The organism is Mycobacterium sp. 94-17 (genome assembly GCF_035617725.1).
In the GTDB taxonomy this organism is placed as follows: Bacteria; Actinomycetota; Actinomycetes; order Mycobacteriales; family Mycobacteriaceae; genus Mycobacterium.
On sequence record NZ_JAPIYN010000009.1, the window covers coordinates 117,814 to 141,057 of the forward strand.

At 69.0% G+C, this 23,244-nt stretch carries 19 protein-coding genes and 1 pseudogene; 14 read left to right on the forward strand and 6 right to left on the reverse strand.

The features are described 5' to 3' along the window. Positions 1–83: 83 nt before the first annotated feature. Genes OQ789_RS12920 through OQ789_RS12930 form a run of 3 tightly spaced genes read left to right on the forward strand, consistent with a single transcriptional unit; the run spans position 84 to position 2,628 of the window. A complete protein-coding gene (locus OQ789_RS12920) occupies positions 84–671 on the forward strand; it encodes a peroxiredoxin (protein ID WP_324686246.1) in 588 nt (195 codons plus the stop codon). A gap of 56 nt (positions 672–727) precedes the next feature. Continuing rightward, the gene (locus OQ789_RS12925; RefSeq protein WP_324686248.1) at positions 728–1,264 is read left to right on the forward strand and encodes an alkyl hydroperoxide reductase; all 537 of its coding nucleotides are present in this window, start codon (positions 728–730) and stop codon (positions 1,262–1,264) included. 20 nt (positions 1,265–1,284) lie between these two features. After that, the gene (locus tag OQ789_RS12930) at positions 1,285–2,628 is read left to right on the forward strand and encodes an alpha-amylase family protein (protein ID WP_324686371.1); all 1,344 of its coding nucleotides are present in this window, start codon (positions 1,285–1,287) and stop codon (positions 2,626–2,628) included. On the opposite strand, the gene OQ789_RS12935 is transcribed toward OQ789_RS12930, so the two are convergent. Next, a complete protein-coding gene (locus tag OQ789_RS12935; RefSeq protein WP_324686250.1) occupies positions 2,625–3,062 on the reverse strand; it encodes a DUF1810 domain-containing protein in 438 nt (145 codons plus the stop codon). The genes OQ789_RS12930 and OQ789_RS12935 overlap by 4 nt on opposite strands. Positions 3,063–3,080: 18 nt before the next feature. On the opposite strand from OQ789_RS12935, the gene OQ789_RS12940 reads away from it, so the two are divergent. From OQ789_RS12940 to OQ789_RS12970, 7 genes and pseudogenes are all read left to right on the forward strand, one after another. Further along, positions 3,081–4,319: an alpha-hydroxy acid oxidase gene (locus OQ789_RS12940; protein WP_324686252.1), complete on the forward strand. Its 1,239-nt coding sequence runs from the start codon at positions 3,081–3,083 to the stop codon at positions 4,317–4,319. Between the two features lie 158 nt (positions 4,320–4,477). Continuing rightward, entirely contained in the window at positions 4,478–6,805 is a 2,328-nt protein-coding gene (gene lon, locus OQ789_RS12945; RefSeq protein WP_324686253.1) for an endopeptidase La, read from the forward strand. A gap of 33 nt (positions 6,806–6,838) precedes the next feature. Beyond that, entirely contained in the window at positions 6,839–7,216 is a 378-nt protein-coding gene (locus OQ789_RS12950) for a nitroreductase family deazaflavin-dependent oxidoreductase (RefSeq protein WP_324686254.1), read from the forward strand. Further along, positions 7,216–7,548 carry a TfoX/Sxy family protein gene (locus OQ789_RS12955; RefSeq protein ID WP_324686255.1) on the forward strand — a complete coding sequence of 111 codons (333 nt, stop codon included), beginning with the start codon at positions 7,216–7,218 and terminating at the stop codon, positions 7,546–7,548. The genes OQ789_RS12950 and OQ789_RS12955 overlap by 1 nt, the downstream gene beginning before the upstream one ends. 129 nt (positions 7,549–7,677) lie before the next feature. Continuing rightward, a complete protein-coding gene (locus OQ789_RS12960; protein WP_324686256.1) occupies positions 7,678–8,304 on the forward strand; it encodes an endonuclease in 627 nt (208 codons plus the stop codon). Between the two features lie 7 nt (positions 8,305–8,311). Further along, positions 8,312–9,026: pseudogene (locus OQ789_RS12965) on the forward strand (DUF72 domain-containing protein). Positions 9,027–9,074: 48 nt separating this feature from the next. Beyond that, entirely contained in the window at positions 9,075–10,307 is a 1,233-nt protein-coding gene (locus tag OQ789_RS12970) for an NAD(P)/FAD-dependent oxidoreductase (protein ID WP_324686257.1), read from the forward strand. Between the two features lie 4 nt (positions 10,308–10,311). Here OQ789_RS12970 and OQ789_RS12975 read toward each other — a convergent pair whose 3' ends face one another. The 3 genes from OQ789_RS12975 to OQ789_RS12985 form a co-directional block, all read right to left on the reverse strand. Further along, positions 10,312–12,405: an NAD-dependent epimerase/dehydratase family protein gene (locus tag OQ789_RS12975; RefSeq protein ID WP_324686258.1), complete on the reverse strand. Its 2,094-nt coding sequence runs from the start codon at positions 12,403–12,405 to the stop codon at positions 10,312–10,314. A gap of 120 nt (positions 12,406–12,525) precedes the next feature. After that, positions 12,526–14,010 carry an acetyl-CoA acetyltransferase gene (locus OQ789_RS12980; RefSeq protein ID WP_324686259.1) on the reverse strand — a complete coding sequence of 495 codons (1,485 nt, stop codon included), beginning with the start codon at positions 14,008–14,010 and terminating at the stop codon, positions 12,526–12,528. 28 nt (positions 14,011–14,038) lie between these two features. Beyond that, a complete protein-coding gene (locus OQ789_RS12985; protein WP_324686261.1) occupies positions 14,039–16,441 on the reverse strand; it encodes a CoA transferase in 2,403 nt (800 codons plus the stop codon). A 198-nt stretch (positions 16,442–16,639) separates the two neighbouring features. Between OQ789_RS12985 and OQ789_RS12990 the strand changes: the two genes are divergently transcribed. The 4 genes from OQ789_RS12990 (at position 16,640) to OQ789_RS13005 (ending at position 21,821) form a co-directional block, all read left to right on the forward strand. After that, complete coding sequence (locus tag OQ789_RS12990) at positions 16,640–17,557, forward strand: undecaprenyl-diphosphate phosphatase (RefSeq protein ID WP_324686262.1); 918 nt, start codon at positions 16,640–16,642, stop codon at positions 17,555–17,557. A gap of 113 nt (positions 17,558–17,670) precedes the next feature. Beyond that, positions 17,671–18,540 carry an SDR family oxidoreductase gene (locus OQ789_RS12995; RefSeq protein WP_324686263.1) on the forward strand — a complete coding sequence of 290 codons (870 nt, stop codon included), beginning with the start codon at positions 17,671–17,673 and terminating at the stop codon, positions 18,538–18,540. Between the two features lie 35 nt (positions 18,541–18,575). Next, the gene (locus tag OQ789_RS13000) at positions 18,576–20,966 is read left to right on the forward strand and encodes a phosphoketolase family protein (protein WP_324686265.1); all 2,391 of its coding nucleotides are present in this window, start codon (positions 18,576–18,578) and stop codon (positions 20,964–20,966) included. 105 nt (positions 20,967–21,071) lie between these two features. Continuing rightward, positions 21,072–21,821: a CPBP family intramembrane glutamic endopeptidase gene (locus tag OQ789_RS13005; protein ID WP_324686267.1), complete on the forward strand. Its 750-nt coding sequence runs from the start codon at positions 21,072–21,074 to the stop codon at positions 21,819–21,821. Positions 21,822–21,828: 7 nt separating this feature from the next. Here the strand turns inward: OQ789_RS13005 and OQ789_RS13010 are convergent, their stop codons facing one another. Then, positions 21,829–22,857, reverse strand: a complete 1,029-nt coding sequence (locus tag OQ789_RS13010) for a zinc-binding alcohol dehydrogenase family protein (protein ID WP_324686269.1) — start codon at positions 22,855–22,857, stop codon at positions 21,829–21,831. 46 nt (positions 22,858–22,903) lie between these two features. Then, positions 22,904–23,203, reverse strand: coding sequence for a GlsB/YeaQ/YmgE family stress response membrane protein (locus tag OQ789_RS13015; protein WP_324686271.1), 300 nt, complete (start codon positions 23,201–23,203; stop codon positions 22,904–22,906). Positions 23,204–23,244: the final 41 nt, after the last annotated feature.

Here is a 23,244-nt window from a genome sequence, read left to right on the forward strand (position 1 = left end):
AATATCACCTTTACTTCAACTCGGTCGCACGGCACCATGGTGGAAGAAATCCTAATCTTGAACGAATCCAGACAAGGAGCGATATGCCTCTGCTGACCATCGGCGACCAGTTCCCCGCCTACGAGCTCACTGCGCTGATCGCGGGCGATCTGTCCAAGGTCGACGCCAAGCAGCCTGGGGACTACTTCACCACAATCACCAACGAGGACCACGCGGGTAAGTGGCGCGTGGTGTTCTTCTGGCCGAAGGACTTCACCTTCGTGTGCCCGACCGAGATTGCCGCCTTCGGCAAGCTCAACGACGAATTCGAAGATCGCGACGCGCAGGTGCTAGGCGTGTCGATCGACAGCGAGTTCGTGCACTTCAATTGGCGTGCACAGCACGAGGACCTGAAGAAGCTGCCCTTCCCGATGCTCTCGGACATCAAGCGGGAGCTGAGCTTGGGTACCGGTGTGCTCAACGCGGACGGCGTGGCGGACCGAGCGACCTTCCTCGTCGACCCGAACAACGAGATCCAGTTCGTCTCGGTCACCGCGGGTTCCGTGGGCCGCAACGTCGAGGAAGTGCTGCGCGTCCTGGACGCACTGCAGTCCGACGAGTTGTGCGCGTGCAACTGGCGCAAGGGCGATCCCACGCTGGACGCCGCCGAACTGCTCAAGCAGTCGGCCTGATTCCGGGCCTGATCGCATAAGGTCTGACATCGCATAAGGTCTGACAAGGAGGCGAGATGAGCGTAGAAAACCTCAAAGAAGCGCTGCCGGAGTACGCCAAGGACCTCAAGCTCAACCTCGGCTCGATCACGCGCACGACCGAGCTCAACGAGGAGCAGCTGTGGGGCACCCTGCTGGCGGGCGCCGCGGCGACCCGGAACACGCAGGTGCTCGCCGAGATTGGCGCCGAGGCGGCCGACGTCCTGTCCGCCGACGCGTACAACGCGGCCCTCGGGGCCGCGTCGATCATGGGCATGAACAACGTGTTCTACCGTGGCCGTGGCTTTTTGGACGGGAAGTACGACGACCTGCGCGCGGGGCTGCGGATGAACATCATCGCCAACCCCGGTGTCGAGAAGGCGAATTTCGAGCTGTGGTCATTCGCGGTCTCGTCGATCAACGGATGTCCCGACTGCGTGGCCGCTCACGAGCACACGTTGCGTGAAGCCGGGGTCAGCCGGGAAACCATCCAGGAGGCGCTGAAGGCCGCGGCGATCATTTCCGGTGTGGCACAAGCGCTCATCGCCTCCCAGGCGCTGGCAACCGTCGGCTGAACGCCTTGGTGACCAGCGCCGTGAATAGCGCCGTGACCGAACCCGCCTGGGTTCGGCACGCGATCTGGTGGCAGGTCTACCCGCTGGGGTTCGTGGGAGCATTCCCCACGGCCGACCCCGACGAGCAGCAGTCGCACGAGCCGCCGCAACCGGATGAGCACCGGTTGCGGCGGCTCGTCGACTGGCTCGAGCATGCCATCGAACTCGGGGCATCGGGCATTGCGCTGGGTCCGGTATTCGCCTCGCGCACACACGGTTACGACACGACCGACCACTACCGCATCGATCCCCGGCTGGGTGACGACGCCGACTTCGACCACCTCGTGGCCGAGGCGCATCGCCGCGGGCTGCGGGTCCTGCTCGACGGGGTGTTCAATCACGTCGGGCAGGATTTTGCACGCTACCGCGACGCGGCCCATGACGACGCCGCCGCGCGCTGGTTTCGTGGACGTCGCGGCCGCTTCGACACCTTCGAAGGACACTCCGGGCTGATCACCCTCAACCACGACAACCCCGAGGTCGCCGACTACGTCGTCGACGTGATGGCGCACTGGTTGGGGCGCGGCGCCGACGGCTGGCGCCTCGATGCGGCTTACGCAGTGCCGCAACGCTTCTGGGCCGTGACCTTGCCCAGGGTACGGGAACGTCACCCGGACGCCTGGTTCGTCGGCGAACTCATCCACGGCGACTACGCCGCGGTCGTTCGGGAGGCCACCTTCGACTCCGCCACGCAGTACGAGCTGTGGAAGGCGATCTGGAGCAGCCTCAACGACGGCAACTTCTTCGAACTGGATTGGGCGCTGCAGCGCCACAACGACTTCTTGACCGCCTTCGCGCCGCTGACGTTCGTCGGCAACCACGACGTCACCCGCATCGCCAGCCGACTGGGCGCGCCCGAGCGCGTGGCCCATGCGCTGGTGCTGCTGCTGACTGTCGGCGGGGTGCCCAGCGTGTACGCCGGCGACGAGCTGGGGTTCCGGGGCGTCAAGGAAGAACGGTACGGCGGCGACGACGCGGTACGACCCGAGTTCGGTTCTCCCCCAGTGTCACTCGACGACGCCGGCGTCGAGACCTGGCGGCTGCACCAGTATCTGATCGGCCTGCGGCGCCGCTACCCGTGGCTGCACGCGGCAGTCACCACCGCACGGCTGCTGCAAAACCGGCATTACGTGTACGAGACGCGCAACGGCGACGATGCCCTGCTGGTGGTGCTCAACATCGACGACGAGCCACTGCGTGTCTCGCTGCCGGAGCTGGGCACCGCCCGCGCAGTGGTGATCGGCGGATCGGCGGCCCCGCCGCAGCACGTCGTCGACACGGTCACCGTCGAGGCCGGGGGCTGGCGGATCCTGAGCCCGGCCTAAGGCGTCGTCAGCCGCTGCAACGTCAGCGGGTCCTGGCGGCCGTCGTAGTACTTGTCCAGCACCGCGATGAAGTCCTGGTTGTCCTCGGTGGCGCGGGCGAACAGCGTCATCGACGAGCACAGCTTGAGATCGTCCGGCGAGCCGAAGATCTGGCCGACCGATCGCCCCTGCACCGCGGTGACCAGCCGCGCGCACTCACGCAGCCGCGGGCCCAGGAGCTCGTGCTGCAGATATGCGGCGGCTTCGTCGAGCGAGTCGATGCCGAAACGGGCCGCCATGGCGCTGCCGCCCAGCCCGCGCAGCTGCGGAAAGACGAACCATATCCAGTGGCTGCGCTTGCGTCCGGCGCGCAGTTCGTCGACGACATCGGCGTACACCGGTTCCTGCGCCTGCACAAAACGTTTGAGATCGAAGGGGTCGCCTGCCGATTGCATATGACTACGGTTGCATACATGGCAGTTCGACGGCGAGTGCCCAAAGTCCGCGATCTCGCACCGCTGATGCACTTCAAGCGGCCCCGGTTCAACGCGACTCAGCGCCGCCTCGACGCGGCCCACAGCATCGAGGATCTGCGCGCCATCGCCAAGCGCCGCACCCCCAGGGCGGCGTTCGACTACACCGACGGCGCCGCCGAAGACGAGCTGTCCATCGCACGCGCGCGACAAGCGTTCCGCGACATCGAGTTTCATCCGACGATCCTGCGTGACGTCAGCAATGTCACCGCGGGCTGGAACGTGCTGGGCCAGCCGGTGGCCCTGCCGTTCGGAATCGCCCCCACCGGCTTCACTCGGTTGATGCACACCGAAGGCGAGATCGCCGGCGCGCAGGCGGCGGCCAAGGCGGGCATCCCGTTCTCTCTGTCCACCCTGGGCACCTGCGCGATCGAAGACCTGGTTGCCGCCGTTCCCCAGGGCCGCAAGTGGTTCCAGCTCTACATGTGGCGGGATCGCGAGCGCTCGATGGCGCTGGTGCGGCGCGCCGCCGCCGCGGGCTTCGACACCTTGCTGGCCACCGTCGACGTTCCGGTCTCCGGTGCCCGGCTCCGCGACAACCGCAACGGCATGACGATCCCGCCGACCCTGACGCTGCGCACCGTGCTCGACGCCGTGCCGCACCCGAAATGGTGGTTCGACCTGCTGACCACCGAGCCGCTGGCATTCGCGTCGCTGGATCGCTGGCCGGGCACTGTCGCCGAGTACCTGAGCACGATGTTCGATCCCAGCCTCACCTTCGACGACCTGGAGTGGATCAAGGCGCAGTGGCCCGGGAAGCTGGTGGTGAAGGGGATCCAGACGCTCGAGGATGCGCGCGCCGTCGTCGACCGCGGTGTCGACGGCATCGTGTTGTCCAATCATGGTGGGCGCCAACTAGACCGGGCCCCGGTGCCCTTTCATCTGCTGCCCACTGTCGCGCGCGAGCTCGGGAAGCACACCGAGATCCTGGTCGACACCGGCATCATGTCGGGCGCCGACATCGTCGCCGCGATAGCGCTGGGGGCCCGCTGCACGCTCGTCGGGCGGGCGTACCTGTACGGCCTGATGGCCGGCGGGGAGGCCGGGGTGAGCCGCGCCATCGACGTCCTCGCCGGCGGGATCCTGCGCACCATGGCGCTGCTCGGCGTCACCTGTCTCGAAGAGCTGTCGCCCCGGCACGTCACGCAGCTGCAGCGGCTGGCGCCCATCGATTCATGACGCGCGCTCAACAGCGCCGTTCGTCACGAGTGTGACGCTCGCCGCACACTCGTGGCCCAATGTGAAGCTGGCCGCACACTCGGCTAACCCGGGTATCCCGGGAACAAAGCGGCGCCCGGGTGGGTTAAGCGCATCAGACTCAACTTTTGGAGGACTTGATGGCTGAAGCCAAGTCTGTGCCGGTGCTGTTTGTCACCGACACCATCGTGCTGCCGGGGATGGTGGTGCCGATCGCCCTGGACGACGCCGCCCGCGCGGCGATCGACGCCGCTCAGGCGAGCGAATCCGGGCAGCTGTTGATCGCTCCGCGCCTCGAGGACCGCTACCCGTCGCACGGCGTCATCGCGAAAATCCTGCAGGTCGGGCGTATCGCCGGGGGCGGCACGGCCGCGGTGGTGCGCGGCGAGCGGCGGGCCCAGATCGGCGCCGGAGCGTCCGGACCCGGCGCGGCGCTGTGGGTCGAGGTGACCGAGGTCCCCGAGACCGAGACGACCGACGAAATCAAAGCGCTGACGGCCGAGTACAAGAAGCTGCTGCTGGCCATGCTGCAGCGCCGCGAGGCGTGGCAGATCGTCGACTACGTCAACAGCCTGACCGACCCGTCCGCCCTGGCGGACACGTCCGGCTACGCGTCCTATCTGACCGATGTGCAGAAGCGCCGGCTGCTGGAGACCGTCGATGTCGCCGAACGGTTGCGCGTGCTGATCGACTGGACCGGCGCGCATTTGGCCGAGGTCGAGGTCAACGACAAGATCGCCGAGGACGTGCGCGACGGCATGGAGAAGACGCAGAAGGAGTTCCTGCTGCGCCAACAGCTCGCTGCCATCCGCAAGGAACTGGGCGAGGGTGAACCCGACGGGTCTGACGACTATCGGGCCCGGGTCGAGGCCGCCGAACTGCCCGAGAAGGTGCGCGAGGCCGCGCTGCGCGAGGTCGGCAAACTGGAACGCGCCGGCGACCAGAGCCCGGAAAGCGGGTGGATCCGCACCTGGCTGGACACCGTGCTGGAGTTGCCATGGAACGTGCGGACGGAGGACTCGACGGACCTGGGCGCCGCCCGGGAGATCCTGGACGCCGACCACCACGGTCTGGACGACGTGAAGGACCGCATCGTCGAGTATCTGGCCGTGCGGGCCCGCCGCGCCCAGCGCAGCCTGCAGGTCGTCGGCGGCCGGGGCTCCGGCGCGGTGATGGTGCTGGCCGGTCCGCCGGGCGTGGGCAAGACCTCGCTGGGTGAGAGCGTGGCCCGCGCGCTGGGCCGCAAGTTCGTGCGCGTCGCTCTGGGCGGTGTGCGCGACGAGGCCGAGATCCGCGGGCACCGGCGCACCTATGTGGGTGCGTTGCCGGGCCGGATCGTGCGTGCGATCGGTGAAGCGGGATCGATGAATCCCGTTGTGCTGCTTGATGAGATCGACAAGGTCGGCTCCGACTATCGCGGCGACCCGAGTGCGGCGCTGCTGGAGGTGCTCGACCCGGCGCAGAACCACACGTTCCGCGACCACTACCTGGATATGGACCTGGACCTGTCCGATGTGATGTTCCTGGCCACCGCCAACGTGATCGAGAACATCCCGTCGGCGTTGCTGGACCGCATGGAGCTGGTGACCATCGACGGCTACACCGAGGACGACAAGGTGGCCATCGCCCGCGACTACCTGCTGCCGAGGCAGCGCGAGCGCGCGGCGCTGGGCGACGACGAGGTCACGGTCACCGACGCCGCGCTGCGCAAGATCGCCGCCGACTACACCCGAGAGCCGGGGGTTCGGCAGTTGGAGCGGCTGCTGGCCAAGGCGCTGCGCAAGGTGACCACCAAGATCGCGCAGGATCCGGTGACGATCGACGAGCCCGATCTGGTCGGGTACTTGGGTCGTCCCCGGTTCACTCCCGAGTCGGCCGAACGCACCGCGGTGCCCGGGGTGGCCACCGGCCTGGCCGTCACCGGACTGGGCGGCGATGTGCTCTACATCGAAGCGGGCGCGGCTGGATCAGATAAGCCAGGTGATGGGTCCTTGCAGCTCACCGGTCAGCTGGGCGACGTGATGAAGGAATCGGCGCAGATCGCGCTGTCCTACGTCCGCTCGCACGCCGTCGAACTGGGTGTCGACCCCAAGGCGTTGGACCGGCGCATCCACGTGCACGTGCCGGCCGGCGCGGTGCCCAAGGACGGTCCGTCGGCCGGTGTCACGATGGTGACCGCGCTGGTGTCGATGGCCACCGGGCGCCAGGTGCGCTCCGACGTCGGTATGACCGGCGAGGTCACGCTGAACGGCCGGGTGTTGCCGATCGGTGGGGTCAAGCAGAAACTGCTTGCCGCCCAACGCGCCGGCCTGTCAACGGTTTTCATCCCGGCGCGCAACGAGCCCGACCTGGACGACGTGCCGGCCGAGGTGCTCGAGACGCTGACGGTCAAACCCATGACCGACGTCGCCGAGATCGTCGCGCAGGCGCTCGAGCCCTCAGAGACCACGGCCGGGAAAGCTGCCTGAGCGCGGCCGGCGTGCGCGGCGTTAAATGGAACCGTGACTCTGAAGAGGCGGCTCGTCCATCGCGTGCAACGGTTCGTCGTCAATCCGATCGGTCGTCAGTTGCCGGTGACCATGCTCGAGACCATCGGCCGCAAGAGCGGGCAACCGCGCCGTACCGCGGTGGGCGGGCGCGTCGTGGACAACCAGTTCTGGATGGTCTCCGAACACGGTGAACACTCGGACTACGTCCGCAACATCAAGGCCAACCCGGCTGTCCGGGTGCGGGTCGGCGGCCGGTGGCGTAACGGGACCGCTCACCTGTTGCCCGACGACGACGCCGCGCAGCGCCTGGGCAAGCTGCCGCGAATGAACAGCGCCGTGGTGCGCCTGATGGGCAGCGACCTGCTGACGGTCCGCGTCGATCTGGACTGATGGCTTACGACGAGGACCTGGCGAACCGGATCCGCGAGCTCCTCGGCACCGAGCCCGGTGTCGAGGAGAAGCGCATGTTCGGCGGTCTGGCCTTCCTGATCAACGGGAACATATCGGTGGCCGCCAGCGGCCAGGGCGGGATGTTGGTGCGGATCCCGGCGGACGACCTCGACGCATTGCTGCAGCGCGCGCACGTCCACCCCATGGTGATGGGCGGCCGCGACGTTCGCGGGTGGCTTCGAGTGGACTCCGCCGGCATCGCCACCAAACGACAGTTACAGGGCTGGGTGCAGCGCGGTGTGGACCACGCGCGCAGCCTGCCGCCCAAATGACCGGCGCGCGCGTTACACGGTGAGGTTTTAGGCGAATGCCAGTCACCCTGGGCCGGCCGCCACGGTGAGCGCATCCGCCACCCATTGCGTCCGGGTTTGCTCCCGAGGGGCGTGGGTACGCGGGTGCCCATGGACAAGCGGGTGCGAAGACTGCTCGACGTCGCCGGTACCACCTACGCGGCGCAGGCGCGCATCACGATGCGCGACACGCCTATGCCACTGTTTCAGCTGCTGGTCCTGTGCATGCTGGCCAGCAAGCCGATCGACGCCGACATCGCCATGGCCGCCGCGCGGGAACTGTTCAAAGCCGGCCTGCGGACACCCAAAGCCGTGCGGGAGGCCGACCGCCGCACCATGATCGACGCGTTCGGGCGGGCGCACTACGTGCGCTACGACGAGAGCTCTGCGACCCGGCTCGCCGAGATGGCCGAGCGCGTTCGCGACGAATACTCCGATGATCTACGCCGGCTGGCCGATCGCAGCCGGCACAACCCGACGGCGGCCAAACGAATGCTCAAGGAGTTCAAGGGAATCGGCGACACCGGCGCCGACATCTACCTGCGCGAGGTTCAAGACGTGTGGATGTGGGTGCGGCCGTACTTCGATGGCCGCGCCACCGCCACCGCCAAGCGACTGGGATTGCCCGCCCAACCGGCCAAGCTGGGATCGCTTGCGCCGCCGGCTAATGCGCGGCTAGCCGCCGCACTGATCAGGGTGTCGCTGGATGACGATATGCGTGCGCGGGTGGCCGGCTGAGCGACCTGTGACGATACGCATCGGTACATCGGGGTGGTCGTACCACCACTGGACGAACGTGCTGTACCCGCCCGGCACGCCGGCTGGCGTGCTACCTGGAGGTGTTCGACACCGTCGAGCTGAACGCGAGTTTCTACCGATGGCCCCGGGATTCGACCTTCACGGGCTGGCGCCGGCAGCTGCCGGAGGGCTGCACCATGTCAGTCAAGGCACATCGCGGATTGACGCACTACCGCCGGCTTGCCTCACCCGAGCCGTGGATCGAACGGTTCGAACGTTGGTGGCGGCTGCTCGGTGATCGGCGCGGGGTGCTGCTCGTGCAGTTGCACCCAGAACAGGAGCGCGACGACGCCCGCCTGGATTCGTTTCTGACCCTCATGCCCGAATCGATCCGCGTCGCCGTCGAATTGCGGCACCCGTCGTGGAATGACCCCGCCGTGTTCGAGTTGCTGGAACGCCGGCGCGCCGCCTATGTGGTGACCAGCGGACTCGGCCTGCAGTGCATCCCCCGGGCGACCACCGACCTGGTGTACATCCGCATGCACGGCCCGGATCCACAAGCCGATTACGCCGGGTCCTATTCCGAGAACGACCTGCGCCGCTGGGCCGACCGGATCGGCCAGTGGGACAGCGACGGGATCGACGTGTGGATGTATTTCAACAATGACCTCGGCGGCCATGCGGTCCGCAACGCCCTGGCCTTGCGCAAGCTCCTGCGTTGAGCCCGCACGAGTAGGCTGGAATCTTCGAGGAAGAACGGGGCACCCATCATGGCCGGCTCGACCAGCTTCGTCATCGTCGGCGGCGGACTCGCGGCGGCCAAGGCCGTAGAAGCGCTGCGGGACAACAGCTTCGGCGGGCATATCACCGTATTCGCCGATGAGGAGCGGCTGCCCTACGAGCGGCCCCCGCTGTCGAAGGAGTATCTGGCGGGCAAGAAGTCGCTGACCGATTTCACGGTGCAGAACTCAGGCTGGTACCGGGACAACAACGTCGACCTACGGTTGAGCACCCCGGTCACCACCCTGGACGCCGCCGGCCACACCGTGGGGCTTGCCGACGGCACCACCATCGGTTACGACAAACTGCTACTGGCGACCGGCTCGGCCTCGCGCCGTCCGCCGATCCCGGGCTCGGAATCCGGCGGGGTCCACTATCTGCGCACCTACGAAGACGCGGTGGCGTTGAAATCCGTTCTCACCGAAGGGGATTCGCTGGCCGTCGTGGGTGCCGGGTGGATCGGGCTGGAAGTGGCCGCCGCGGCCCGTCAGCGCGGCGTCGAGGTCACCGTGGTCGAGGCGGCCAGACAACCGCTGCAGGCCGCCCTGGGGGAATCGGTCGGCGAAATATTCGCCGCCCTGCATCGCGAGCACGGCGTGGATCTGCGACTCGAGACCCAGGTCGAGGAGATCACCCGACAGGACCGAGCGGCGAGAGGTCTGCGGACTCGCGACGGGGCGACGATCGCGGCCGACGCCGTGCTGGTGGCCGTCGGCGCCAAGCCGAACACCGAACTCGCCGAACAGGCCGGCCTGGCCACGGGCGACGGCGGGGTGCTGGTCGATGCCTCGTTGCGCACCAGCGACCCCGACATCTACGCCGTCGGCGACATCGCCGCGGCCGAACACCCGCTCCTGGGCACCCGGATCCGCACCGAGCACTGGGCCAATGCGCTCAAGCAGCCGGCGGTGGCGGTGGCCGGGATGCTCGGCACCCCAGGCGAATACGCGGAGCTGCCGTACTTCTTCACCGATCAGTACGACCTCGGCATGGAATACGTCGGGTACGCGCCCGGCTTCGCGCGGGTGGTGTTCCGCGGTGACGTCGCGGGGCGTGAATTCATCGCGTTCTGGCTCGACGCCGACGACCGGGTGCTGGCCGGAATGAACGTCAATGTCTGGGACGTGCTCGACGATGTCAAAGCGCTGATCCGGTCCCGGGCCCCGGTCGACGTCGACACGTTGTGCGATCGGCAGTCGCCGCTGGCCGGTCTGCTCGGCTGAGTCGTCAGACGGTGTGCTCGTCGGCGCTGCGCCGCACCGGAGCCCACGCGCCGTCGATGACGTCGGGCGGGCATTGCACCTGTAACCGTTCCCGTTCGGTGCGGCGGCGCTTGATCCGCAGCCGCGCATCGCCGGGTAGGGTGACCAGTTCGTTGCACGTCAAGTAGTACATGTCGTCGACGTCGTCGATCAGATCCGCCTCGACACGCAGATATCCCAAGGCGCGCAACGTCATTCGGAACTCGTGCGTGAACCGCATCGTGGTGTCGTGGGCCACCTCCCGCGACGCACCCGCGGCCGACCGCTCGTCCCGCGTGAGCACCGGCGCGGGCTGCGCGGCGGCGATCAGCAACATCGTCGGGTCGTCGGCGAAGGTCGGGCGGGCGAACTCGGCCTCCCCCGGGCCGCGGTGGCCGATCCGCGCGACGGCGGCGTCGAGCAGGTTGGCTGTCTTCGGCGACAACGCGCGAATGCTGGCGAGGTTGCCCTCCGCCGCCAGCGCGCACAGCGGCGGGTCGGCCCGCAGCGCGGCCGCCAACTCGGCGATTTCCGCGGCGACGAGGTCGCTGTCGGTGATCATGCCCACCCCGGGAACACTGCGGCGCGTCTGGCCTCGCACCGGCGCCGCGGCGCTGATGCCCGCGTCGATCAACCACAGCGCGTTGAGGATCCAGCCTTGATGAATGCGGTCACGCAGCAGCCGCAGCCGAACTTCCAGCGCCGCCTCGGGCAGCAACGTCAATTGGGCGGCGTCCAGGTGCTCGGCGGTCGCGGCGGCGGCGTACGCGCGGGTGTCGGCGCGCAGGTGGCGCAGCAGCGCCACCGATCGTCCCGCGGCCACCGCCTTGGCGACCGAGCCGAGCGCCCCGACCGCCAACGCCGGCTCACCGAACGGCAGCGGGTCTCCGACGTGCGGCCGGCCCACCAGCGCGTCGCGGACGACGGCCTCCTGGTCCCACCCGGGCAGCTGCGAGGCGGCGACCATGTTGACCGACACCCCGACGTAGGGACGATGACCGAACACCGCGATGGCCCTGCTGTCCCATTCCCCGTCGACCACGCCGCCCAGCGCGAGCGCCTGACCCAGCACGCGGCCGGCGGCGCGCAGCCCGCTGAGCTGGACGTCCAGTGTGATCGGGGTGAGCGGTCCGGGCAGCGCCACGTCGAGGGCGGAGCCGCTGAAGACGGGAAAGCGTGCATCGATCTGGTCGTCGAACTCGCCCTCGATGCCTTCCGGTGCCGCGCTGTGCGCGTCGTCGGCCGGCCAGGGTGGGTGTGCCAGCACCTCGACCGGCAGCGCGAGCCGGCCGCCATGGTTGGTCGCGCCTGCGGTGTCGAGTCGGCGGCCGGCCAGCCCGCGCGCGGTGTCGGCGACCGCGTCGAGCGCGTGCCAGCCGAACTCGAACAACCAATCCTCTTGTGCTGCAGTAACATTCATATCCGGAATCAGCTGCGCCCAGCTGCGCACCCGGTGCGGCCTTGACCGCGGGTCGGTGGCTCGCAACACCCGCCACGCGGTGACCAGGTTGACGGTGTCCGGGCTGGCGAGGTCGACGGCGCCGGTGCGGTCGGTGTTGAGCGCCGCGACCAGGAATCGCATCAGGTCATCGAGATGCAGCACGCGCATGGGCTGCGCCGATACCTTGGCGCGCGCCAGGGTGGCCACCGTGCGGCACACCATCCAGTCCAGTTGACGACCCACCGGTGGCGCTATGCGGACGACCACGCTGGGCCCCCAGCTCGAGGAAACCAGGTCCTCGGCCGGCCGATACAGCTCGGGCCGGCCGGCGGCCTGCGACACGAACAGCAGCCGGGAACCGGAGCGCGCGGCGGCATCGGTGACGCGCGCCAGGCCGTCCATGCCCGCGCTGCCGGGAGCGGTGGGGTCGATGGGGGCCAGGTGGATGACGGCATCGGCTTCGTCGGTCAGCTCGCGCAGCACCCGGTCGCGCAGCGGCGCGCAAACAAAGCTGACGTTGCGGTCCAGGCACGGATGGGCAAGCTCAGCAATGCCCGTGACGGTGTGGCCAGCAGCGGCGAGCTGCCCGGCGACCAGCCGGCCGAGTGCGCCGGTGGCGTCGGTAACCAGGATGTGCACCTGGGCTCACCTCCCCCGACCGTCAACACCCAACACTCAACAATAGGCAAATAGGCACGGGCCACGCGACCGAATGCCTGGTAACGCTTCGGTGACCTCTCGTAATGAGCTGGGCCGACGCTAGCGCAGCGTCGCGCTGCCGTCCGCGGCGACGGCAACCGTGGCGCCACCGATGTCGTCACGCACGGACGCCTGCGCCCCGGCGCCATCGGTGACTACGGCCAGCGCACGAGCGCCATCGGGCGTGCGCACCGCCAGAAAGGCCTTCTCGGGTCTGCCGTCGCGATCGAACGGCGTCGTCCAGGCCTCGACGGTGCCGTTGCCCGCCCACCCCACCACGGCGCGCGTCGTCGGCTCCCGATCGACGGCGGCCTGGGTGTCCTCCCACCGGAATTCGGCCGGCGGCTCGGTGCTGTAGACCCCGAAGCTGTGTTTGGTCAGGTAGCCGCCGTTGGCGGTGATCAGCCCGCGCCGGCCGGGATTCGCCACCAGCAACTCCGCCATCGTGGCAATCGAATGCATGACGTAGTTGCTCCACGGCCCGCCCGCGAACGTAAGCCCACCGGTCACCGTCAGCGGGCGCCGGGGATCGCCGAGGCTCAGGCCGAGCTCGGCCGCGGCAACCTGAACGGCGGACGGGAAACAGGAATACAGGTCGACGTAATCGATGTCGTCGATCCCCAGGCCGGCCAGTTCCAGCGCCCGCGCACCGGCGATCCGGATCGCCGTCGAGCGGTGCAGTTCGTGGCGCTCGGCGATGGACGGGGTGTCGTGGGCGTCGGTGCCCGCGTGCGGGAACACCCATCGCTGCGGCGGGACGCCCAGCCGCGTCGCCTCCCCGACCGAGGTCAGCACCAGCGCCGCGCCCTGGTCGACCATGTTGTTCGAGTTCATCAGCTTGGTGTACGGCCAGCTGATCATCCGGTTCTGCGGGCCCGGCCGGCTGATGTCGTCGGCGTCCAGCGGCGTGTGGATCCAGGCGTTTGGATTGTCCACGGCCACGGCGTTGAACCGTGCCCACAGCGCGCCGATGCGCTTGAGGTGATCGTCGATCGACTCGCCGTTCGCGACCCGAAGCGCCTCCTCGAACATCGGGTAGACGTAGGCCGGACGGTCCAGGGAGATCCTGATCTCGGCGTCGCCGGCCATCGGGACGTCGTCGCCGCTGACCTCGGCCATCGGGACCGACGCGTCCTGCTCGGTCCACGCCAGCCTGCCGCCCCGGGCCCGCAGTCCCCGCCGGGTGCGCCAGGTTTCGGCGCCGGCCAGCAGCACAGCCCGGACATGGCCCCGCTGGATGTCCAGGCAGGCCTGGTTGACCAGCGACTGCGGCACGTTGCCGCCGACGGGGCTGTACCGCGTGCCGAAGTCGGAGGCGCCGATGCGCTGGCCGAGCAGCAGACCCGGATCGCGGTACTGGGCGGACAGGATGTTCACGATGCGGATGGAATCCACCGCCGCGATCACCGCGGCATCGGCGGCTTGCTCGGCCGCGGCAACCATCAGGTCCATGGGCTCGACCGAGCGGCCGTCCGGATCGATCTCGTCGCGATGGTTGACCTGCCCGTAGCCGATCAACACCGGGGTCCTGGGGTCGACGCTCATGGGAACGAATTTAGCGTGGCTATGGATCTTACGGTCGCGACGTCCCGGCCGGGACGGACAGCACTCCGTCGTCGATCAGCCGCTGGATGTCCGCGGGGTTCATGCCGAGCACGGTTCGGCAGATCTCCACGGTGTCCTGGCCTGGCAGCGGCGCAGGCGCGTGCCGGGCCGCCGGAATGTGCCGAAACGGCGCCGGGCCCGTCTCGGCCGGCAACGGATTATCGATCAGCGGATGCGCCATGGGGCTGTAGACGTGTCGTGCGACCAGCTGCGGGTCCTCGAGTACGTCCGGGGGCCGGTTCATCGGGCCCGCCGGGACGCCGGCGGCCTGCAGCAGTTCGGCCGCCCGCAGCGGCGTGCGGGTGCGCGTCCAGCCGGAGACCAGCTCCACCAGCTCGCCGCGATGGGCCAGCCGCGCCTCGCCGGTGGCGAAGCGCGGGTCGTCGGCCCATCCGTCATGATCGAAAACCCAAGTCGCGCGGCGCCATTCGTCGTCGGAACGGATCGAGACGACGCACCATTCGTCGTCGCCCGCGCATGGGTAGACCGCGTGCAGGCTGGTGTCCTCGCGGATCTGTGCGACGCCGGCGGCCAGCGCGGCCTCGGTGACGTACAGCGTGTCGAGCTGGTTGACCACGACTTCGGCCTGCGAGATGTGCACGTGGGCGCCCCGGCCGGCCCGGCCGCGGTGGATCAGCGCGGCCAGCGCCCCGATCGCGGTGACCCGCCCCACCACGTGGTCGGGAAAGACCGTCGTCGCGTCGTAAAACCCGTGCCCCGTGCCGGTTTCGTCCTCCGCGCCGGACGTCCACAGCCGGGTGACGCCGGTGGTGGCGCGGACCAGCGGGCCATAGCCCAGCCGCGCGCTCCACGGCCCCGTGTCGCCGAACGCGCTGCTTTCCGCCAGCACAATGCGCGGGTTGAGGGCGCGCAGCTCGTCGTAGGAAAAGCCCAGTGCGGCAAGGGTGCCCGGCTTGAAATTGGCGAACACTGCGTCGGCCTCGGCGACCAGACGGCCAAAGACCTTCTTGCCCTCGGCGCTACGCAGGTCCAGTCCGAAACCCCGGTTGTTGCGGTGCGTCCAGGCGAAGGACTCGCTCATGGCCGCGCCGACCGGGGCCTGGCGCAGTCCGTCCGGGTAATCGACGCTTTCGACTTTGATGACATCGGCGCCCAGGTCGCCGAACAGGCGGCTCAGCTCGCCACCGGCGACGATGACGCCCAGATCGAGAATCCGCAGCCCGGCGAAGGGATAGTCGCCGAGCCGACCGGACGACGACGGCACCACCGCCGGGTTGCCGCGCCAATACGGTTCGTCGGAGCCCGCAGCCGGCGCCGGCGTCCGGAAACCCGCGCGGCGGCCGTCGACGACGAAATATCCGGTCGGCACGCTGGTGTGCACGCCGGGCACCAGCTCGGCCTCGGTGATGGCGCCCACCGCCTCGAAGTGTTCGGACCCCAGGATTCTCGCGGGCGTCAACACGGCGGCGATCGGAACGCCATGGGCCTGGCCGGCAGCGACCAAGTCCTTCATGGTCTGCCCGGCGAACAACTCCTCGATCAGCAGGCTGATCTGCGGCCACGCCGCGAACCGCGCACCGATCCCGTCGTATTGCGGGTCCTGGAACTCCGCCGGCTCCCCCAGCCAGCGCCGCAGGCCGCGCCACTGCCGCGGCGCCATCACGCACAGCCGAACGTAGCCATCCCGGCACGGATAGATCGGGTACGCGTCCTGCCTCTTCGGCCTGCCCCGCCACCGCCCACTGCGGCGGACGCCCGCGGCGGCCTGCCCATGCGCGCCGAACGCGGGATCGAGGGCCATGACGACGGCGTCGAACCAGGAAAAATCGATGTAATCTCCTGTGCCGCAACGTAATCGATTGTAGTACGCCGCCAGCGCCGCCCACGCGGCCTGGGCGGCGGCGGTCGCCGACGCGATCCCGTCCGGCGGCAGGACCGGGGTGCCGGTGGTCGGGCCGGAGCGGGACAGCGCACCGCACATCGCGTACAACACCGGATCGGTGGCACGCCACGACGATCGCGAACCCGTCGCACCGAAGTCGGTGATCGACAGCACCACCAGGTGCGGGTAGCGGCCCGCGAGCTCCTCGCCCGAGGTTCCGAACATGGCGCCGCGCTCGTCGGCGCCGGTGTCCACGACGATGTCGGCCTCGGCGGCCAGATCCAGGAAGCGGGCGCAATCCTCGTCGTCGAACGGGTCGAGCACCGCGCTGCGCTTGTTGGCGTTGTGCACGGCGAACGGAATGCCGGACCCGCGCAGCGTGGGCAGCGCATCGCGCCCCAGGCAGCCCCCCGGCGGCTCCACCTTGAGGACGTCGGCGCCGAGGTCGGCGAACAGCCGGGTGACGGCGTCGGCGACGCCACTGGACAAGTCGAGGACGCGCACGGCATCGAGCAACCCGTCGGCCATCTGGACACCGTACCCGCCTGGTCAGGCCGCTGCGCGGCGACCTCGCACGTCGTAGATCGACCGCGCAGACGGCCAAAGTGTCAGGCGGGCAAGCTGATTCGGCGCAACGCTCGGTCGAAGGCCCGTGCCGCGGCGGCGTCGGCTATCGTCACAGGCCGACCCGCCAGGCCCCAACCGTCGTCTCATGGAGGCATCGCTATGACCGCGCACCTGAGCTACGTCGAGGCCGTCGTGGTCGGCGCGTTCCAGGGCGTCACCGAGCTGTTCCCGGTTTCCAGCCTGGGGCACGCCGTGCTGGTGCCGGCGCTGGTCGGCGGGCGGTGGGCACAGGATCTCAGCGTGTCCGCCCCGAAATCGCCCTATCTCGCGTTCATCGTGGGCCTGCACGTGGCCACCGCCGCCGCGCTGCTGGTGTTCTTCTGGCGTGACTGGGTGCGCATCCTGACCGGCTTCTTCACGTCGCTACGTCACCGGCGGATGCAGACACCCGACGAACGGCTGGCCTGGCTGCTCGTGGCGGGCACCATCCCCGTGGGCCTGGCCGGTCTCGCACTGGAACAGCTGTTCCGCACCACCCTGGGCAAGCCCGTCCCCGCGGCGGCCTTCCTGCTGCTCAACGGCCTCGCGCTGTATGCGGGCGAGGTGCTCCGCCGGCGCATCGCCCCCGCACCAGGCGAGCCCGCGCAGGCCGACGAGGAGCCCGACGACAAAGGCGTGGCCTCCGACCACCGGCTCGCGCAACTGCCGCTGCCCCGCGGTGTGGCGATCGGTGCGGCGCAAATACTGGCGCTGCTGCCCGGCGTCAGCCGCTCGGGGATCACCATCGTGGCCGGGTTGTGGCGGGGCCTGTCGCACGAAGACGCCGCACGGTTTTCCTTCTTGCTCGCCACGCCCATCATTCTGGCCGCGGGCGTGTACAAGATCCCGGAACTCTTCGGGCCGCTCGGCGCCGGAATCGGCGGCCAGGTGCTGGCCGGCAGTGTCGCCTCGTTCGTCTGCGCGTACCTCGCGGTGCGGTTCCTGACGCGCTATTTCGAGACCCGCACACTGACGCCGTTCGCGATCTACTGCGCGCTGGCCGGCGGCGCGAGCCTCCTCTGGTTTGCCCTGAGCTGAATGGGCGGGTCGCCGCGATTGCTGCCGCGCAGATTGTTGCGTGGGGCGACGTCGAGTGCTGTGCTTAGCCAGTTGTCCAGTTGACACCCGTCAAGAACTTGGAGGGGACCCGCATGGCAGACACGGCTTCGATTGGCCTGAAGGGTAGCGGCCAGGTAAAAGGCAAGGTAATCGTGATCACCGGCGGGGCCCGGGGCATCGGGCTGGCCACGGCGACCGCGCTGCACAAGCTCGGCGCCAGAGTCGCGATCGGCGACATCGACGAGACCACGGTCAAGGAGTCCGGCGCCGACCTCGGCCTGGAGGTCTACGGCAAGCTCGACGTCACCGGCCCCGCCTCGTTCTCGGACTTCCTGGACCAGGTCGAGCGCCAGCTCGGGCCAATCGACGTGCTGATCAACAACGCCGGCATCATGCCGGTCGGCCGGATCGTCGACGAACCCGACGCCGTCACCCGCCGGATCCTGGACATCAACGTCTACGGCGTGATCCTGGGCAGCAAGCTGGCCGCCCAGCGCATGGTGCCCCGTCGGCACGGCCACATCATCAACGTCGCGTCACTGGCCGGGGAACTGCACATCGTCGGACTGGCCAGCTACGTCGCCAGCAAGCACGCGGTGCTGGCGTTCACCGACTCGGCGCGGCTGGAATACCGACCGGCCGGCGTGCACTTCTCGGCGGTGCTGCCGACCTTCGTGAACACCGAATTGGCCGCGGGCACACCGGGAATGAAGGGCTTCCGCAACGCCGAACCGAACGAAATCGCCGACGCGATCGTCGGGCTGGTGGTCCATCCCAAGCCGCGGGTGCGGGTCACCAAGGCGGCCGGGGCGATGGTGGTGTCGCAGAGATTCTGGCCGCGCCGGCTCGCCGAGGGACTGAACCGGCTGCTGGGCGGCGAACACGTCTTCACCGACGACGTCGACGTCGAAAAGCGCCGTGCCTACGAGGCCCGCGCCCGCGGCGAAGAGCAGGACACGTAAAGCGGAGTTCACCGTCTTCGCGCACAATCGGCTTGATGAGCCCAGAAACCGCTACAGCATCCGCGCCCGCGATCCTTTCCGACGACGAACTGGCCCTCATCGACTCCTACTGGCGAGCCGCGAACTATCTCTCGGTCGGCCAGATTTATCTGCTGGACAATCCGCTGCTGGCCGAACCGCTGGCCGCCGAGCACGTCAAACCGCGCCTGCTGGGGCACTGGGGCACCACCCCCGGACTCAACCTGCTCTACGTTCACCTCAACCGGATCATCCGCAACCGCGACGCCGACGTCATCTACATCACCGGACCCGGGCACGGCGGCCCCGGGCTGGTGGCCAACGCCTACCTCGAAGGCACCTACAGCGAGGTGTACACCGGCATCGAGGAGGACACCGAGGGCCTGCGCAAGCTGTTCCGGCAGTTCTCCTTTCCGGGCGGCATCCCCAGCCATGTCGCGGCGCAGACGCCGGGGTCGATCCACGAGGGCGGCGAACTCGGCTACGCGCTGGTGCACGCCTACGGCGCGGCCTTCGACAACCCCGACCTGGTGGTCGCCTGCGTGATCGGCGACGGGGAGGCCGAGACCGGCCCGCTGGCCGCCGGCTGGCACTCCAACAAGTTTCTCAACCCGGCCGTGGACGGTGCCGTGCTGCCGATCCTGCATCTCAACGGCTACAAGATCGCCAACCCGACCGTGCTGGCCCGCATCCCGGACGACGAACTCGAGGCGCTAATGCGCGGCTACGGCTACCGGCCGATCACCGTCGCGGGCGACGACCCCGCCGACGTGCACCAGAAGCTGGCGACCGCCCTGGACGACGCGTTCGACTCGATCGGCGCGATTCAGGCCGCCGCGCGCTCCGGTGAGCAGCTCCAGCGGCCGGTGTGGCCGATGATCGTGCTGCGCACCCCCAAGGGCTGGACCGGGCCGAAGGTGGTGGACGGTCAGCAGGTCGAGGGCACGTGGCGCTCCCACCAGGTGCCGCTGGCCGGCACGCACGAGAACCCCGAGCACCGCGCCCAGCTGGAACAGTGGCTGCGCAGCTACCGGCCCGACGAGCTGTTCGACGCCGACGGCGCGTTGCGTGCTGACTTGAAAGACATTGCGCCGCAAGGCGATCGGCGGATGAGCGCCAACCCGCACGCCAACGGCGGGCTGTTGCTGCACGACCTGGACCTGCCGGACTTCCGCGATTACGCGGTACCCGTCGAACGGCCCGCGACCGAGACCCACGAGGCCACCCGGGTGCTGGGCACCTTCCTGCGCGACGTCATCACGCGCAACCTGGACCGCTTCCGGCTGATGGGGCCCGACGAGACCGCCTCCAATCGGCTGAGCGCGGTCTTCGAGTCCACCGACAAGGTGTGGCTGTCGCGGACCGATCCCGACGTGGACGCGGGCACCCACCTGGCGCCGGACGGGCGGGTGATGGAGGTGCTCTCCGAGCACCTGTGCCAGGGCTGGCTGGAGGGCTACCTGCTGACGGGCCGGCACGGGCTGTTCAACTGCTACGAGGCGTTCGTGCACATCGTCGACTCGATGTTCAACCAGCACGCCAAGTGGTTGTCCACCAGCCGCGAGCTGCCCTGGCGGCGGCCGATCGCGTCGCTGAACTACCTGCTGAGCTCGCACGTGTGGCGCCAGGACCACAACGGGGCGTCTCACCAGGACCCCGGGTTCATCGACCTGGTGGCCAACAAACGCGCCGAGGTGGTGCGGGTGTACCTGCCGCCGGATGGCAACACGCTGCTCTCGGTGGCCGACCACTGCCTGCGCAGCCGCGACTACATCAACGTGATCGTCGCCGGCAAGCAGCCCGCGCTGTCCTACCTGTCGGTGGACGACGCGATCCTGCACTGCACGCGGGGCCTGGGAATCTGGCAGTGGGCCAGTACGGCGGTCGGCGAGCCCGACGTCGTGCTGGCCTGCGCCGGCGACGTACCTACTTTGGAGACGCTGGCCGCCGCCGACATCCTGCGCCGCGAGCTGCCCGAGTTGCAGGTGCGGGTGGTCAACGTGGTGGACCTGATGCGCCTGCTGCCGGAGACCGAGCATCCACACGGCCTGCCGGACAAGGAGTTCGACGCCCTGTTCACCCCCGACAAGCCGGTCATCTTCGCCTACCACGGGTACCCGTGGCTGATTCACCGGCTCACCTACCGCCGCACCAACCACGCCGGGATGCACGTGCGCGGGTTCAAGGAGCGTGGCACCACGACCACCCCGTTCGACATGGTGATGCTCAACGACCTGGACCGCTTCCACCTGGTGACCGACGTGATCGACCGGGTCGACGGGCTGGCCAGCCAGGCCGCCGAGCTACGCCAGCGGATGGTCGACGCGCGCCTGTCGGCCCGGCGCTACACCCGCGAGCACGGCGAGGACGACCCGCGGATCTCCGGGTGGACCTGGGGGTCGAACTGATCCAGCGCCGAGATTGCCGTGACGGCCGTGCGTCGGGCACCGAGCACGACCGTGACGGCAATCTCGCTGACCTGTCGGGCCGGAGTCCGCCGGTAAACTGGCCGGATGCCTGACGCCACGGGGACAGCCGACGTTCACGTTGCGGCGGCGCCGCACCCGTTCCGGATCCACCTCGACATCGCCGTCGTCGTCGCGGTGCTGGTGCTCACCAACCTGATCGCGCACTTCACCACCCCGTGGGCGAGCATCGCCACCGTACCGGCAGCGGCCGTGGGGCTGGTCGTCTTGATGCGCTACCGGGGCCTGGGCTGGGTCGACCTCGGCCTGGGCCGCGAGCACTGGAAGCCCGGTCTCGGCTACGCCGTGGCCGCCGTCACCGTCGTGGCGTTGGTGATCGCGCTGGGCGTGCTGCTGCCGGAGACCCGGCCGATGTTCATGAACAACCGCTACGCGACTATCTCGGGCGCCATGATCGCCTCGATGGTCGTCATCCCGCTGCAGACCGTCATCCCCGAGGAACTGGCATTTCGCGGCGTCCTGCACGGCACGCTCAACCGGGCCTGGGGCTTTCGCGGCGTCGCGCTGGCGGGCTCGCTGTTGTTCGGGCTGTGGCACGTCGCGACCTCCTTGGGGCTGACCAGCAGCAACGTGGGCTTCACCCGGCTGTTCGGCGGCGGACTGGTCGGCATGACAGCCGGGGTGATCGGGGCGGTGCTGGCAACGGGGGCCGCGGGGTTCGTCTTCAGCTGGCTGCGCCGGCGCAGCGGCAGCCTGATCGCGCCGATCGCGTTGCACTGGTCACTGAACGGGCTCGGCGCGCTGGCCGCCGCGCTGGTGTGGCACCTGTCCACCTGACGCCCGATCAGACCAGCAGCACCGCCGCACCGGCGATGCGTCCGGCGCTTAGATCCGTCAGCGCCCGATCAGCCTGTCCGAGCGGATATTCCGGCGCCGTCACCTCGATGTGATGTTCACCCGCGAAGTCCAGGAAGGCCCGCGCGTCCGCCCGGGTGTTGGACGTGACCGAACGGACCTGCCGTTCCTGGAAGAGGTGGCGCTGGTAGTTCAGCGCCGGGATATCGGAGAGATGAATCCCGGCGATCGCCAGGGTGCCACCGCGGTCTAGCGCCTCCAGCGCCGGCAGCACCAGTTCACCCACCGGCGCAAACAGGATCGCGGCATCCAGCGGCACCGGGGGCGGATCGGCGGCGCCCTGCGCCGACGCCGCGCCGAGCTCCAACGCCAGTTCCTGCGCCTGCGATCCTCGCGTCATCACGTGCACCTCGGCGCCCTGCGCCAGCGCCACCTGCGCGGTGATGTGCGCGCTGCCGCCGAAGCCGTAGAGGCCCAGGCGCCCACCCGGCGGCAAGTCGGCACGCAGCAGCGAGCGGTAACCGATGATGCCCGCACACAGCAACGGGGCCAGCTCGCTGTCGCTGTAGCCGCTCGGCAGCGGGTGCGCGAAAGCGGCCGGGACCGTGGCGAATTCGGCGTAGCCGCCGTCGGCGTCCCAGCCGGTGTAGCGGGACTGGGGGCACAGGTTCTCGTCGCCGCGACGGCAATATGCGCAGACACCGCAGGTGTGGCGCAGCCACGCGATGCCCACCCGGTCCCCCACCTGGAATTCGTCACCGGCCCGAGAACCCACCTCGACAACCTCGCCCACCACCTCGTGTCCGGGAGTGACCCGGTCGCGGTGGACGGGCAGGTCGCCTTCGGTGACGTGCAGATCGGTGCGACACACACCGCACGCACGCACGGCCACCAGCAGCTCGGTGGGTTCGGGACGAGGCACCTCGGTGGTGACCAGCTCAACCGGGTCGGTGCTCATCGGCCCGGGCCGACGCACGCGCCAGGCACGCATTGCCGTGGTGGTCACCGGTGGGGGCATCAATCCATCATGCCGCTAACCACCACGGCCGCAACGGGTTAGCTGACTATGTCCTGCGCACCATGCCGACGACCCAGAGCAGGATGATGGCACCGAGCAGTGCGGTGAAGAAGGTGAATATCAGGCCACCACCTGCGGTGTCGACGAAGAAGCTGAGGATGAAGCCGCCGATCAGGGCTCCGACCACGCCGATCACGATGTCCATCACGATCCCGGCGCCGCTACCGCGGATGATCCGGCTGGCAAGCGCACCGGCCAAACCGCCGATGATGATGTAGCCGATGATGCCGACGCTGGTAAACGTCGTGGAGCGGGCCAGATATTCAGTGGCGGCAATGACGTCCATGGCGGTCTCCTTGCAATCGCTGGCAAAGCCCAGCTATTTGC

Bases quoted from the DNA above. Each gene is read 5' to 3' on its own strand.
- OQ789_RS12920 (WP_324686246.1), top strand. From the start codon at position 84: ATGCCTCTGCTGACCATCGGCGACCAGTTCCCCGCCTACGAGCTCACT.
- OQ789_RS12925 (WP_324686248.1), top strand. From the start codon at position 728: ATGAGCGTAGAAAACCTCAAAGAAGCGCTGCCGGAGTACGCCAAGGAC.
- OQ789_RS12935 (WP_324686250.1), bottom strand. From the start codon at position 3,062: ATGCAATCGGCAGGCGACCCCTTCGATCTCAAACGTTTTGTGCAGGCG.
- OQ789_RS12940 (WP_324686252.1), top strand. From the start codon at position 3,081: ATGGCAGTTCGACGGCGAGTGCCCAAAGTCCGCGATCTCGCACCGCTG.
- lon (WP_324686253.1), top strand. From the start codon at position 4,478: ATGGCTGAAGCCAAGTCTGTGCCGGTGCTGTTTGTCACCGACACCATC.
- OQ789_RS12955 (WP_324686255.1), top strand. From the start codon at position 7,216: ATGGCTTACGACGAGGACCTGGCGAACCGGATCCGCGAGCTCCTCGGC.
- OQ789_RS12960 (WP_324686256.1), top strand. From the start codon at position 7,678: ATGGACAAGCGGGTGCGAAGACTGCTCGACGTCGCCGGTACCACCTAC.
- OQ789_RS12970 (WP_324686257.1), top strand. From the start codon at position 9,075: ATGGCCGGCTCGACCAGCTTCGTCATCGTCGGCGGCGGACTCGCGGCG.
- OQ789_RS12980 (WP_324686259.1), bottom strand. From the start codon at position 14,010: ATGAGCGTCGACCCCAGGACCCCGGTGTTGATCGGCTACGGGCAGGTC.
- OQ789_RS12985 (WP_324686261.1), bottom strand. From the start codon at position 16,441: ATGGCCGACGGGTTGCTCGATGCCGTGCGCGTCCTCGACTTGTCCAGT.
- OQ789_RS12990 (WP_324686262.1), top strand. From the start codon at position 16,640: ATGACCGCGCACCTGAGCTACGTCGAGGCCGTCGTGGTCGGCGCGTTC.
- OQ789_RS12995 (WP_324686263.1), top strand. From the start codon at position 17,671: ATGGCAGACACGGCTTCGATTGGCCTGAAGGGTAGCGGCCAGGTAAAA.
- OQ789_RS13000 (WP_324686265.1), top strand. From the start codon at position 18,576: ATGAGCCCAGAAACCGCTACAGCATCCGCGCCCGCGATCCTTTCCGAC.
- OQ789_RS13005 (WP_324686267.1), top strand. From the start codon at position 21,072: ATGCCTGACGCCACGGGGACAGCCGACGTTCACGTTGCGGCGGCGCCG.
- OQ789_RS13010 (WP_324686269.1), bottom strand. From the start codon at position 22,857: ATGCCCCCACCGGTGACCACCACGGCAATGCGTGCCTGGCGCGTGCGT.
- OQ789_RS13015 (WP_324686271.1), bottom strand. From the start codon at position 23,203: ATGGACGTCATTGCCGCCACTGAATATCTGGCCCGCTCCACGACGTTT.